The sequence below is a fragment of the Mucilaginibacter terrenus genome (assembly GCF_003432065.1).
Lineage (GTDB): Bacteria > Bacteroidota > Bacteroidia > Sphingobacteriales > Sphingobacteriaceae > Mucilaginibacter > Mucilaginibacter terrenus.
Map to the genome: position 1 here is coordinate 291,980 of NZ_QWDE01000002.1, position 13,768 is coordinate 305,747.

Annotated in this window: 15 protein-coding genes; 10 read left to right on the top strand and 5 right to left on the bottom strand. The window is 43.2% G+C overall.

Annotated elements, in window-relative coordinates:
• Positions 1–134: 134 nt before the first annotated feature.
• A complete protein-coding gene (locus DYU05_RS11895) occupies positions 135–1,631 on the bottom strand; it encodes a catalase (protein ID WP_117383295.1) in 1,497 nt (498 codons plus the stop codon).
• Positions 1,632–1,721: 90 nt separating this feature from the next.
• On the opposite strand from DYU05_RS11895, the gene DYU05_RS11900 reads away from it, so the two are divergent.
• Positions 1,722–2,657, top strand: a complete 936-nt coding sequence (locus tag DYU05_RS11900; protein ID WP_117383297.1) for a hydrogen peroxide-inducible genes activator — start codon at positions 1,722–1,724, stop codon at positions 2,655–2,657.
• 3 nt (positions 2,658–2,660) lie between these two features.
• On the opposite strand, the gene DYU05_RS11905 is transcribed toward DYU05_RS11900, so the two are convergent.
• The 3 genes from DYU05_RS11905 to DYU05_RS11915 form a co-directional block, all read right to left on the bottom strand.
• Positions 2,661–3,071, bottom strand: coding sequence for an HIT family protein (locus DYU05_RS11905; protein ID WP_117383299.1), 411 nt, complete (start codon positions 3,069–3,071; stop codon positions 2,661–2,663).
• Between the two features lie 67 nt (positions 3,072–3,138).
• A complete protein-coding gene (greA, locus tag DYU05_RS11910) occupies positions 3,139–3,612 on the bottom strand; it encodes a transcription elongation factor GreA (protein ID WP_117383301.1) in 474 nt (157 codons plus the stop codon).
• A gap of 227 nt (positions 3,613–3,839) precedes the next feature.
• A complete protein-coding gene (locus DYU05_RS11915; protein WP_117383303.1) occupies positions 3,840–4,769 on the bottom strand; it encodes a 2-hydroxyacid dehydrogenase in 930 nt (309 codons plus the stop codon).
• A 139-nt stretch (positions 4,770–4,908) separates the two neighbouring features.
• Between DYU05_RS11915 and DYU05_RS11920 the strand changes: the two genes are divergently transcribed.
• Entirely contained in the window at positions 4,909–5,472 is a 564-nt protein-coding gene (locus DYU05_RS11920; RefSeq protein ID WP_117383305.1) for a hypothetical protein, read from the top strand.
• A 19-nt stretch (positions 5,473–5,491) separates the two neighbouring features.
• On the opposite strand, the gene rsmA is transcribed toward DYU05_RS11920, so the two are convergent.
• On the bottom strand, positions 5,492–6,277 hold the full coding sequence (rsmA, locus tag DYU05_RS11925; RefSeq protein ID WP_117383307.1) for a 16S rRNA (adenine(1518)-N(6)/adenine(1519)-N(6))-dimethyltransferase RsmA: 786 nt from the start codon (positions 6,275–6,277) through the stop codon (positions 5,492–5,494).
• 186 nt (positions 6,278–6,463) lie between these two features.
• Here rsmA and pdxA point away from each other — a divergent pair, with 186 nt between their 5' ends.
• The 8 genes from pdxA to accC all read left to right on the top strand — a co-directional run bounded on the left by pdxA (position 6,464) and on the right by accC (position 13,702).
• Positions 6,464–7,519, top strand: a complete 1,056-nt coding sequence (gene pdxA, locus DYU05_RS11930; protein WP_117383309.1) for a 4-hydroxythreonine-4-phosphate dehydrogenase PdxA — start codon at positions 6,464–6,466, stop codon at positions 7,517–7,519.
• Between the two features lie 79 nt (positions 7,520–7,598).
• Positions 7,599–8,783 (top strand): DUF5009 domain-containing protein, encoded by a 1,185-nt coding sequence (locus DYU05_RS11935; protein WP_117383311.1) that lies wholly within the window; start codon positions 7,599–7,601, stop codon positions 8,781–8,783.
• Positions 8,784–8,921: 138 nt separating this feature from the next.
• Entirely contained in the window at positions 8,922–9,446 is a 525-nt protein-coding gene (locus tag DYU05_RS11940) for a YceD family protein (protein ID WP_117383313.1), read from the top strand.
• An 11-nt stretch (positions 9,447–9,457) separates the two neighbouring features.
• The gene (rpmF, locus tag DYU05_RS11945; RefSeq protein WP_117383315.1) at positions 9,458–9,649 is read left to right on the top strand and encodes a 50S ribosomal protein L32; all 192 of its coding nucleotides are present in this window, start codon (positions 9,458–9,460) and stop codon (positions 9,647–9,649) included.
• Positions 9,650–9,663: 14 nt separating this feature from the next.
• A complete protein-coding gene (gene plsX, locus DYU05_RS11950) occupies positions 9,664–10,602 on the top strand; it encodes a phosphate acyltransferase PlsX (protein WP_117383317.1) in 939 nt (312 codons plus the stop codon).
• A gap of 6 nt (positions 10,603–10,608) precedes the next feature.
• Positions 10,609–11,598 (top strand): beta-ketoacyl-ACP synthase III, encoded by a 990-nt coding sequence (locus tag DYU05_RS11955; protein ID WP_117383319.1) that lies wholly within the window; start codon positions 10,609–10,611, stop codon positions 11,596–11,598.
• A 200-nt stretch (positions 11,599–11,798) separates the two neighbouring features.
• Complete coding sequence (gene accB / locus DYU05_RS11960) at positions 11,799–12,284, top strand: acetyl-CoA carboxylase biotin carboxyl carrier protein (RefSeq protein WP_117383989.1); 486 nt, start codon at positions 11,799–11,801, stop codon at positions 12,282–12,284.
• Positions 12,285–12,367: 83 nt separating this feature from the next.
• Positions 12,368–13,702, top strand: coding sequence for an acetyl-CoA carboxylase biotin carboxylase subunit (gene accC / locus DYU05_RS11965; protein ID WP_117383321.1), 1,335 nt, complete (start codon positions 12,368–12,370; stop codon positions 13,700–13,702).
• The last annotated feature ends 66 nt before the right edge of the window (positions 13,703–13,768 follow it).

The window sequence follows — 13,768 nt, forward strand, 5'->3', positions numbered from 1 at the left end:
AGGGTACAAAAGAGAAGAACGGAAAAACGGTTCCGAACTGTGTTAAAACTTTATCTAAAAAGAAAGACTAATTTCTTTTATAACAAAGAGGCCGGAGCATTGCTCCGGCCTCTTTGTTAACATTGAGTTATCGCTTAAACCGTAGGCATATGTTTCATGGTTTCCTGCAAATCTAATTGCAGGCCCTTGGCAATAGCCATACCCAGGTTAATGTCTGCCCTAAACCAGTGGCAAAGTTGGCGATTAGTAATCAGGTCTTTTTTAGGCCCTTCTATGCCACTCATGGAATTTACTACATTGGTTATCAAGTCTTGCTTGGCTTTCTCATCCATAAGGCGGTAGAGGTTGCCCGGCTGTGTGTAATGATCATTCTCACCCTCTGCATTGCGGTCGTACCAGTCTGCTACCTGGTTGCGCAGGTCCCAAGCAGGTTCTTTGTAGGTTTGATCAGCCTCTATTTCGTCAAAGCTATTTGGGAAGTAATTTGGTGCCGAGCCGCCATTGCCGTTTACAGCCATTAGTCCATCTCGTTGGTAATTGCTGACCAAATACGGACAACGGTTTACAGGTATCTGCTCGTAATTACCACCTAAACGATAACGATGAGCGTCAGGATAAGACAGAATGCGTCCTTGCAACATCTTGTCGGGTGAGAAACCAACGCCATCTACTACGTGTGCCGGCGCAAAAGCCGCCTGCTCTACATGTGCAAAGTAATTATCTGGATTTTCATTCAACTCCAATACACCCACATCAATAAGCGGGTAATCGCCATGTGGCCATACTTTAGTAAGATCAAACGGGTTAATGTGATATGTACGTGCATCCTCTTCAGGCATTACCTGCACTTTCAGGTTCCATTTTGGGAAGTCGCCATTGTCAATATGTGTAAGCAGGTCGTGCTGCGCAAAATCAGGGTTTTTGCCGCGCATAGCGCCTGCATCTTCATCGGTGAAGTTTTTAATACCCTGCTGGGTTTTAAAATGAAACTTCACCCAAAAGCGTTCGTTTTTGTCATTAATGAATGAAAAAGTGTGGCTGCCAAATCCATCCATGTGGCGGTACCCATACGGCGTACCGCGGTCGCTCATCAGGATAGTTACCTGGTGCAGGCTCTCCGGGTTTAAGGACCAGAAATCCCACATCATTGTTGCGCTTTTGCAATTGGTGTAAGGGTCGCGTTTTTGGGTATGGATGAAGTCACCAAACTTCTTGGGATCCTTTACAAAAAAAACGGGTGTATTATTGCCAACGAGATCCCAGTTGCCATCCTCTGTGTAAAACTTCACAGCAAAACCACGGGGATCACGTTCGGTATCAGCTGAACCCTTTTCCCCACCTACTGTGCTAAACCTCAGGAATACTTTGGTTTGTTTGCCAATTGTGTTGAAAACCTTAGCCCTGGTGTATTTAGATATATCATGCGTGACGGTGAACGTACCGTAAGCGCCCGAACCTTTCGCATGTACAACACGCTCTGGTATGCGTTCTCGGTTAAAGTGCGCCATTTTTTCGTGGAGGATAAAATCCTGCAACAAGATGGGCCCACGTGGCCCAACGGTCATGGAGTTTTCGTTCTCAGCATAAGGAATTCCTGATGCGCTGGTGAGTTTTTTCTTATTGGTATCCATAAATATTGGTTTGTACATCAAACATCAACAATATAATTCAATAGAAAAAATCAATATTTATTATCTTTGCATAGCAATCATCTATATATAATGACGATAACACAACTGGAGTATATAATAGCAGTAGACACTTACAGGAGCTTTGTTGGAGCGGCAGAAAAGTGCTTTGTTACGCAGCCAACCTTAAGTATGCAGGTACAAAAGCTTGAGGAAACACTTGGGGTTAAGTTGTTTGACCGAAGTAAGCAGCCGGTAGTACCTACAGAAATAGGAGCGGAGATAATAGCCCAGGCGCGCGTATTGTTAGCGGAAAGCGAGAAGATCAAAGAGATAATTAGTGACCGACAGAAGGAGCTATCCGGTGAATTGAAAGTTGGCATAATACCAACAGTAGCACCTTATATATTGCCTAAAATAATACAAAGCTTTATAGAGAAGTATCCTGCTGTGAAACTGATTGTATGGGAACAAACAACCGAGCAGATTATTCAGCAGCTTAAATTAGGAACGCTGGACTGTGGTATATTGTCTACCCCATTGCATGAGGGTTCGCTTACCGAAGTGCCGGTGTTTTATGAAAACTTCGTAGCGTACGTATCCAAAAACAGCAAGCTATCGAAGAAGAAGCACATTGTGCCCGAAGACATAGACATGGAAGAGATGTGGGTGCTCAACGAAGGACATTGTATGCGCGAGCAGGTATTAAACATCTGCCAGCGCCGAAAAGCTACCAAAGGTTATCAGCATTTTGAATATAACACAGGCAGCGTGGAAACATTAAAGCGCATGGTGGACATGAACAATGGGGCAACCATTTTGCCGGAACTAGCCCTTGCAGACATGAATGAAAAGCAATGGGACAAGGTTCGCTACTTCAAAAGTCCGGAACCTGCCCGTGAAGTGAGCATTGTAATGCACCGAAACTTTTTAAAACGGCGTATGATAGAGGCCTTAAAAAACGAGATACTCAACTTTGTACCCAAGCGCCTTCGTACTAAAAAGAAAAAGGAGATTATAGATATCTAGTGATTAATCTTCCTGCGTGGCAGATTGTATTGCCATCCGTATCTTATTGGCAGTGGCTTGTAGCTGCTCCGGAGGAAAGGAAAGCTTGGGTCGTGAAAAGTTCATATCATCTACCCGGTTCATTGGGATAAGGTGTATGTGCGCGTGAGGTACCTCCAGGCCAATGACGGCTACGCCAACCTTTTTGCATAGGACAGCTTTTTTAAGCCCGGTAGCTACTATTTTAGCAAAGATCTGCAACTCATTATAGATCACATCATCCAGATCGAAGATGTAATCAACTTCTTGTTTTGGAATAACCAGCACATGGCCTTCTGCCAGCGGACTGATATCCAAAAATGCGAGAAAGTCATCCGTCTCTGCAACTTTATAGGCTGGTATCTCGCCTGCAACTATTTTAGAAAAGATGGTCATGAGTTATCGTATAAATCAGCAACCTGGTTGATAAAATATTTCTACCAACCAGCTTGCTGGTGGTTTGTTACCTGCTTATTTCCAGTATTTCAAATTCAATTTTACCGGCTGGAACAGTAATTTCTGTACGCTCTCCAACCTTTTTGCCTAGCAGTCCTTTTGCAATAGGAGACGCTACGGATATTTTGCCCGCCTTCAGATCGGCTTCACTTTCAGACACCAGCTGGTAGCTCATGGTAGCGCCGTTCTTAACGTTCTTGATTTTTACTTTCGACAATGCCAGTACCTTTGATGTGTCAAGCTTAGACTCATCAAGTAAACGTGCGTTGGCAAGTGTTTCCTGCATCAGAGCTATTTTAGTTTCGTGCAGGCCCTGTGCTTCTTTCGCAGCATCATATTCGGCATTTTCAGACAAGTCGCCTTTATCCCGTGCTTCGGCAATTGCTTTAGCAATGTTAGCACGGCCGGTAGTTTTTAATTGTTGTAATTCTTCTTTCAGTTTCTCTAAACCTTCTTTGGTAAAGTATGATACCTCTGCCATAAAACCCTTATTAAATAAATAAACCTTTGTTGAGGCGCAAAAAAAACCGCCCTACTATTTACAGCAAACAGAAGGGCGAATGGCCTTAAAAAACAAACAAGACTACGTCGGCGGGGCCTGCATAGTCTTGTCTTGTGTTAAACGAAGATAAGAGAATTAAATTTTATTCTCCAAATTTTTGTTTGGGGTTGTCTTGTCAATTACAATAGTGAGTGTCAACAACTACATCAAACTTGCATGTCTTTTAGTTTGCGTGCCATAACTTCGCTGATCTTGCGGTAACTATCAAACGTCCATCCTGCTACATGAGGGGTAAGTATTACTTTACCTTGTTGCTTCAGTTCGTCAAACCAGGGCTGCTCTCCAAGAGCAGGAAACTTCTCTACTTCTAAAACATCCAAGCCGGCGCCAAGTACCTTACCCTCTTCGATAGCGTTCAGCACAGCTGTGGTTTTTACCACCTTTCCGCGGGAAGTATTAATCAAGAATATAGGCTTTTTAAAGTGAAAGAAGTATTCATCGTTCACCAGGCCGTTGGTTTCGGCAGTAAGCGGCACATGGAGGCTTAACACATCACTATGTTTAACAATTTCTTCCATGCTTACTTCGCGCACATACCTGTCGCTAAAGCCGGTTTTGTATTTATCGTAGGCAATAACACTTACACCAAAGCCGGATAGTTTTTTAGCAAAACTTTGCCCCATGTGGCCATAGCCAATTAAACCTACGGTCTTACCTTTAAGTTCATGACCACGGTTAGGTTCACGGCGCCACGATCCGGCACGTACTTCGGCATCTGAGGTGTTTATGTTGTTCATCAGCGACAGCAACAAGCCTATGGCATGTTCACCTACTGCGTCGGAGTTTCCTTCTGGTGCATTTATTAAGGTAATGTTATTGGCTGTTGCATATTCCTCATCAATATTGTCCATGCCAGCTCCGGCGCGGCAGATAAAGCGCAGGTTAGGCGCAAGGTCAATCACCCTTTTATCTACCTGGAACTTCGATCGGATCACCAGGCCCTCATAATTGTTAAGTATACCATAAGCTTCATCTGCTTTTATGGTGGGCTGGTAGTCGCAGGTGTATCCTAAAGCTTCTGCTTGTTCTACAAATACGGGATGGATATCGTCTACTATAAGTATGCTCTTTTTCAATGCTAAAGCGTTTGCGCAAAAGTAAATATTTCAGTAAAGCAATCATATCGAGCTGAGCAGGACCCTGTCATTTATTCCTCATTTTAAAACTGGCACGTAAATAGCGTGTTTATGAAGGCCGCTTAATGGCTATAGTAAGATGAATCTTTCGTTTAAAAAAACACGTTTCGATATCAAGAGGTATGCAGAGAAGCTTTCCCATGAGGGCTTTAAGCAGATATTTGACCATATAGACCAGCTAAATATTAAAAAAGGTGTGGACACCATGGGATTGGATAAGTTTATCAACCAGTGCGCATATTTAGCAGCCGGCTCGGGTGCCCTCTCGGGAACCGGTGGTTTTATAACTATGATTGTAGGGATGCCTGTAGACTTTGTGAACCTGATCACCCAGCAATTCCGGGTAACTATGGCTGTCATGTATTATAGCAGAGGACATAGCCGGTTTACTTTTGAAGACTTCATGTCCCTTATAGCTACATCTTTAAAGATAGAGGCCGGTGTATCCGTAACTAAAACGATGATGGAAAAGGTAGCCGAAAAGCTGCTGCTGGCTTTTGGCGTGCGCACGGCGGAAAGACTGGTGCCTGTTGTAGGTGCTGTTATTGGAGGCGCAACCAATTATATATTTGTAAAGCGTATGGCAGACTCCGTTAAGAAAATGCACAATGTGGTAGATGCAGAAGTAATAGAAATTAAATAGATAGCTTATATCAGCACGGTTAATCTTGCCGAGCCGCTTCTATCTCGTTAGTGAGTTTAACAAAATCAGCAACGCTCAGGCGTTCAGCTCTGAGGTCCAGAGTAGCGTTTTCTGTCATTTTCTCTTTATTTATAAGAGATGATAACGCGTTTCGCAAAGTTTTACGCCGTTGGTTGAATCCGGCCTTAACCACTTGCCAAAACAGCTTTTCATCACAGCCAAGTGCTTCCGTTTCGTTTCTTGTGAGCCGGATAACTGCCGACAGTACTTTGGGCGGCGGGTTGAAAACGCCGGCTTTAACAGTGAATAGATATTCTACCTTGTAGTACGCCTGTAGAAATACACTAAGAATACCATATTCTTTGCTGCCCGGTTTGGCTGCGCAACGTTCGGCCACTTCCTTTTGAAACATGCCTACAACCTCTGCAACTTGCTGCCGGTTATCTAATATTTTGAAAAGAATTTGTGACGATATGTTATAAGGAAAATTGCCTGCTACCGCCATCTTATCCTGAAAGAGGCTTTTAAAATTTAGCTCCAGGAAATCTGCATTGATTAGCCTGTTGCCAAGCTGAGGGTATTTTTTTCGAAGGAATTCGTAAGACTCTGTATCTATATCAATCAAAAACACCTCCATCTCCGGTTTTTGCAGTAGGAAGTCAGAGAGGATGCCCATGCCCGGGCCAACTTCAAGTACCTGGGTGTACCTGCCTTCCGGGCGTAAGCTGTCTACGGTTTTTTGGGCAATGTTCTTGTCGGTCAGGAAGTGCTGCCCTAAATGTTTCTTTGCCCTTACTAGTGTCATTCCTGTAGAATATTTGGGCAAATTAAGGCATATTTGTGCTTTATTAAGGAATTATAAACTTAAAATCTTTTTATTTGCTGTTTCAGGTAAGAACATAAAGTTCAAATACCAAAGCAATTACAACCTCCGGTGTTCACATCAGATACAATGTTGTCATGAGGTAAATACCGGCTCAATCATACTAAAATGAGCGATAGACCTAAAATTGGGATCAGTATAGGCGATGTAAACGGCATCGGGCTGGAGATCATCATAAAAACACTCTCTGACAATAAGATTTATGATTATTGTACACCAATAGTATACGGCCACACCAAAGTAGCATCATTTCACCGCAGGATAACGCATGTAAACGAACTAAACTTTAATGTAATTAATGAGGCAGCGAAGGCCCAGTTCAAGCGTGCTAATATGATTAATTGTTGGGAAGAAGATGTACGTATCGAGCCCGGAGTGGTAACTGCAGATGGCGGCAAGTACGCTTTACTATCCCTGCAAAAAGCCACAGACGATTTGCTGGCCGGTAATATAGATGGGCTAGTAACTGCCCCGATTAATAAAGATAATATCCAAAGCGCAGAGTTTAACTTTCCTGGTCATACAGAATATTTACAACAGCGGGATAATGCGCCTGAATCATTGATGTTTTTAGTTAGCGATACCCTGCGTGTGGGTGTGGTTACCGGTCATATACCCGTTGCTAAAGTTGCCCAAAGTATTACGGCCGAAAAAATTGTAGCTAAGTTAAAACTCATGAACGCCAGCTTGAAGAACGATTTTTGGGTGCGTAAACCCAAAATTGCTGTGCTTGGTCTTAATCCGCATGCCGGCGATAATGGTTTAATTGGCAGTGAGGAAAAGGACATTATCATTCCAGCAATTGAAGAAGCGCGAACTCACGACATCCTGGCGTTTGGCGCTTACTCGGCAGACGGTTTTTTTGCTAACGGAACTTACATGCAGTTTGATGCTGTGTTGGCCATGTACCACGATCAGGGTTTGATACCTTTTAAACAAATCGCGTTCGAGACAGGGGTAAATTACACGGCCGGTTTAAGTTTCGTACGGACCTCGCCCGACCATGGTACAGCATATGACATCGCCGGCAAAAACCAGGCATCAGAGGTGTCCTTCCGCGAAGCTTTATTTGCAGCAATACACGTGATTAAGCACCGCCGTGAAACAGTTGAGCTTAATCAGAACCCGCTTCTATTCAGTAAACTAAGCCGTGATCGCGATTAAACGGCATTAAAACGATACTGTTTTGGTAAAATCAACGTTTACTTAAAACATTTATCTCTAAAATCCATTTGCCTGTTTGATGACGAAGTTAGTTGACCGTATCAGGTCGATCGATGCATTTCGTGCGGTCACCATGTTCCTGATGATTTTTGTGAATGACCTTGACGGGATACCTGGTACACCCGAATGGTTAAAACATGCAGGAATTAACGATGATGCATTGGGTTTAGCCGATACCATTTTTCCCGCTTTTCTGTTTATTGTAGGTTTATCAATACCTTACGCTTTTGAAAACCGTATAAGGAAAGATGATGCTAAAATACCCCTTCGTATACTAACCCGGACGTTTGCACTGGTATTTATAGGGTTCTTTCACGCCAACATGGAAACCTATGACGAAGCAAACGCGGTGCTTCCAAGGCCGGTTTGGGACAGCCTGGCAACCTTCAGCTTCTTCTTCATTTTTATAGACTATAGCAAAAGCACATCACTTATTAAGCGCTATATAAGCCAGGGTTTAGGTATCGCTTTGCTGATAGCAGTTTGTGCTGTATACAAAAGTAATGACCCCGGACACCCCTGGTTGCACCTTACCTGGTGGGGTATTTTAGGGCTCATTGGCTGGGCATATGGCGTATGCGCTTTTATTTATTACTATTCTAACGGAGTGTTGTGGGTGCAGGCAGCGGCATGGCTTTTCTTTATGTTTTTTAATATTGATGTGCACTTTGGGTTGCTTAACTTTTTAGCACCAGTGCAAAAGTATGTATGGCTATCTGGCAACGGCGCAATGCAGGCTTTTACCATGGCGGGTATTTTCGTGTCAGTGCTGTACATCAGGCTCAACAAAACCGGAGAACTTAAATTGCTTTGGGTGGGAATGTTTCTTATCTCTGTTATTTTATTCAATCTCGGTTTTATAGTAAGGTACTTCAGCGGAGGTATTTCCAAGCTTAGGGATACACCGTCATGGACATTAATATGCACAGGTATAAGCCTGGTGATATATGCTGTATTTGTTTTAATAGTTGATGTTGGAAAAAAGTATAATCTTTTTAAAATAATTGAACCAGCCGGAACAAGTACTTTCACATGTTACTTGCTTCCGTTTCTGTTTTATCCACTCTACCAAATGACGGATTTTAACTATCCACAGTATATGGATCAAGGCACTGGCGGCCTAATTCGGTCGCTGTTGTTTGCCTTTGTGGTAGTGCAATTGGCAGGCTTGCTCGAGAGGGTAAACGTTAAGCTTAAAATTTAACTAAGACATCTTCCTTAGCGTTAGCCTGACACTATTAGCTAATCTACCGAAGCAGTGTTAATAACCCATTTTTCATTTAAAAAAAACACTTTCCCGTTTTAAGTATTTTTCCTACATTTGCGGGCTAATTATTGCTCATTGAAATCGCTAAAGACATATGCAATTCCTTTTACCGGCCTTAAGCTGGGTAAGCATGTTTTTGAATATGACGTCAAGGATGATTTTTTCCAGGAGTTTGAATATTCGCTGGTAAAAAAAGCTGATCTGAAGTGCGTGGTTGAACTGGAAAAGCAGGAAACCATGATTATACTGGATTTTGACATTGAGGGGACTATAGGTGTTACTTGCGACAAGTGCCTTTCTGACTTTCCGCAGCCGCTGAAAGTTCAGGAGCAGCAGATAGCCCGGTTTTCTGATGAAGAAGTTGCTGAGGATGACGAGATAATTACGCTTGGCAAAAATGATCATGAGATTAACGTTGCCAGCTTGATATATGAATATGTAACCGTTGCGGTGCCGTTTATTAATACTTGCGGCGATGAAGGCAACACACCATATTGTGATAAAGATATGCTTGATAAGCTTGCAAAGCTGTCGGCAAATGACGAACAAACAGAGCAGGCCGACCCGAGATGGGAAGCGCTCAAAAATTTAAATAACTAAAATACAGGATCATGCCACATCCAAAAAGGAAATTCTCCAAATCAAGAAGAGATAAACGCAGAACGCATTACAAAGCTGACGCACCTTCTTTAACTACCTGCCAAACTACCGGCGCTGTACACTTGCCTCATCGTGCTTATACTGTTGATGGTAACGTTTACTTCAACGGAAAAATTCTTATCGAGAAAGCAGTAGCAGTTTAAGTTAGTTTTCTGAAATGAAGATCGGCTTAGACATAATGGGCGGCGACTACGCCCCCAAAGCAGCTGTTTTGGGAGCAATTGAAGCGCATAAAACGCTTGCAGCCGACCAAACGCTGGTGCTGATAGGTGATAAGGAAGTCGCGCTTACTCTTCTGAAGGAAAATAATTATAGCGCCGACAACTTTGAGTTTGTACATACAACTGAAGTTATTGGCATGGGCGAGCATCCTACCAAAGCAATTATGCAGAAGCCGGACTCCAGCATTGCTGTGGGTTTCCGTATGCTGAAGGAGGGAAGCCTGCAGGCATTCTCTTCTGCCGGTAACACCGGTGCTATGCTGGTGGGGTCAATGTTCAGTGTTAAAACCATACCGGGTGTAATACGCCCTGCAATGACAGCAATTGTACCCAAACTGAAAGGCGGTTTGGGTATTTTGTTGGATGTAGGTGCCAATGCCGATTGCAAGCCCGATGTGCTTTTACAATTTGGCGTATTGGGCAGCCTGCTTGCAGAGTCTATTTACAATATACCCAATCCTAAGGTTGCGCTCATGAACATTGGGGAGGAAGAAGAAAAAGGCAATTTACTAAGCCTGGCCACCTATCCTTTAATGCGTGACACCAAGCTTTTTAATTTCGTAGGCAACGTAGAAGGCAGGGATCTGTTTAGCGATAGCAATGATGTAGTTGTTTGCGACGGGTTTACCGGTAATGTGATACTTAAGCTTGCCGAAACTTTTTACGTTATCACATTAAAAAAACAGTTTAAGGACGAGTTTTTTGCCCGCTTTAATTACGAGCAGTATGGCGGGAGCCCTATATTGGGCATAAATGCACCGGTTGTGGTAGGCCATGGTATATCAAACCCTGAGGCTATCAAGAACATGGTGCTCTTGTCTAAAAACATGATTGAGACCAAACTCATCGAAAAAATCAAACAGGCTTTTCAGTAAGAATATATGAGTAAAATTCATGCCGCTATTACTGCAGTAAATGGTTACGTGCCCGAGTACGTGCTCACGAACCAGGAACTGGAAACAATGGTTGATACCAACGACGAGTGGATCACCAGCCGAACCGGCATAAAAGAAAGAAGGTTACTGAAAGGCGAAGGCCTGGGCACTTCTGACATGGCGGTACCTGCAGTAGAAGGCCTTCTTAAAAAACGCGGTATCTCTGCCGAAGAAATAGACCTTATTATATTTTGCACAACCACGCCAGATTTGCCTTTCCCGGCAACGGCTAACATACTTGCACATAAAATAGGCGCCAAAAATGCCTGGGGTTATGACTTGCAAGCGGCCTGTTCGGGATTTATTTTTGGTTTGGCGACCGGTGCGCAGTTTATAGAAAGCGGTAAGCATCAGAAAGTATTGGTTGTTGGCGGCGATAAAATGTCGTCTATCATCAACTACGAAGATCGTGCTACATGCATCATATTTGGCGATGGTTGTGGCTGCGCCCTGCTTGAGCCTAATACCGACGGATATGGTATTATGGATTCAGTCCTAAAAAGTGATGGTTCTGGCTCGCAGTTGCTTTACCAGAAAGCCGGCGGCTCTGTAAGGCCTGCATCGCATGCAACTGTTGATGCAAAAGAGCATTACGCATATCAGGAAGGTCAGGCAGTTTTCAAGTTTGCGGTCACTAACATGGCAGACGTTGCTGCCGAAGTAATGGAAAGAAATAACCTTACTGCAGATGACATTGCATGGCTTGTACCGCACCAGGCAAACAAGCGCATTATAGATGCTACTGCTAACCGTACCGGAGTAACCGCTGATAAAGTAATTATAAACATAGAACGCTACGGCAATACAACCAATGGTACTATACCATTATGCCTTTGGGAATGGGAAAGTAAATTTAAAAAAGGCGACAACCTTATACTTGCTGCATTTGGCGGCGGCTTTACCTGGGGTTCTATTTATTTAAAGTGGGCCTATTAAGCCACTTACTTGCTTTTTAATGAGGACTGGATCATCATTAATTTTGTAAACTGCTGATAGTAAAGAATTATACAAACAATATTGCTTATTAAGTAATTATATCAATTGCACATAACCCCGGCTTTTGCTGGTTTGCACATGTGCATATTAACATATACCTTAGCTTTTTAACTTTCATCCGCAACCAATTATCTGTAAACATGGATATTAAACAAATTCAGGATCTTATACGCTTTGTTTCCAAATCTGGTGTAAACGAAGTTTCTATCGAGCAAAAAGACTTTAAGATCACGATCAAAACCAACGAACCTGCCCCAACGGTGGTTAATGCTACTATCCCTACAGCTCCGGCTATTGCAGCGCCCCAGGCGGCAGCGTTACCTGCAGCAGTTCCGGCAGCGGCACCAACAACTGAGCATGTTGCGGCGGTAACAGATACCACTAACTACATCACTGTAAAGTCGCCAATGATTGGCACTTTCTATCGTTCAGCATCACCAGAGAAACCTTTGTTTGTTAATGTTGGCGATGAAATAAGCACAGGAACAGTACTTTGCATTATAGAAGCAATGAAATTGTTTAACGAGATTGAGTCTGAAGTATCGGGCCGTATAGTTAAAGTGCTTGTAGACAACGCCTCTCCTGTAGAATACGACCAGCCTTTGTTTTTAGTAGAACCTAAGTAATTTTGCTGATTTCGACGAATAAATGATTTCACCGATTAGATCTGTGTAATTGGAGCAATCGTTGCAATCTTAAAATCAAGATCATGTTTAAAAAGATACTCATAGCTAACCGTGGTGAAATTGCCTTGCGAATTATTCGCACCTGTAAAGAAATGGGCATCAAAACCGTAGCTGTATATTCAACCGCCGATCGTGAAAGCCTGCATGTGCGTTTTGCAGATGAAGCTGTATGTATTGGCCCGCCAGCAAGCCGCGACTCTTACCTTAACATACCTAATATCATCTCTGCGGCGGAACTTACCAATGCAGACGCTATACATCCTGGCTATGGCTTCCTGTCAGAGAATGCTAAGTTCTCCGCCATATGCGCCGAATACAACATCAAGTTTATTGGAGCTACTGCAGCGCAGATAAACGCTATGGGCGACAAAGCCTCAGCAAAAGAAACCATGAAGAAGGCCGGTGTGCCAACCATACCAGGCTCTGAAGGCTTACTTAGCGACATTAAACAAGGCATAACCATTGCCAATAAAATTGGTTATCCGGTTATATTGAAAGCTACAGCAGGCGGCGGTGGCCGCGGTATGCGTGTAGTTTGGAAGGATGCTGATTTTGAAAGCGCCTGGGACAGTGCACGTGCGGAATCAGGAGCTGCCTTTGGTAACGACGGCTTATATATGGAAAAGTACGTGGAAGATCCGCGTCACATTGAAATACAGGTTGTTGGTGACCAATATGGCAAAGTTTGCCATTTGTCAGAACGCGACTGCTCTATACAGCGCCGCCATCAAAAGTTGGTAGAGGAAGCTCCGTCTCCTTTCATGACCGAAAAGCTTCGCAAAAAAATGGGCGATGCAGCAATTAAAGGTGCTAAGGCGGTTAAATATGAGGGTGCCGGAACAGTAGAGTTTCTTGTAGACAAGAACAGGAACTTTTACTTTATGGAAATGAACACCCGTATACAGGTAGAGCACCCGGTTACTGAAGAGGTGATCAACTTTGACCTTATTAAAGAACAAATTAAGGTGGCTGCCGGCATTCCAATCTCAGGTAAAAACTATGAGCCTAGCATGTGTGCTATTGAATGCCGTATAAATGCGGAAGATCCTGCCAATAACTTCCGTCCGTCTCCCGGTAAAATAACCAACTTCCATTCACCGGGCGGCCACGGAGTAAGGGTAGATACGCATGTATACAGCGGCTACACAATTCCGCCCAACTATGATTCTATGATAGCAAAAGTTATTTGCGTTGCACAAACACGCGAGGAAGCGCTATCTACCATGGAACGTGCCTTAAGTGAATTTGTGATTGAAGGTATTAAAACCACCATTCCGTTCCATTTAAAACTATTGAAAGATCCTAACTTCCGTGCGGGTAACTTCACTACCAAGTTTATGGAAACGTTCGATTTTTAATACTTACACCTTTTCAGGATAAATTATAATGAAAGTATCATTCCTTCGTTCAGGAATGATACTTTT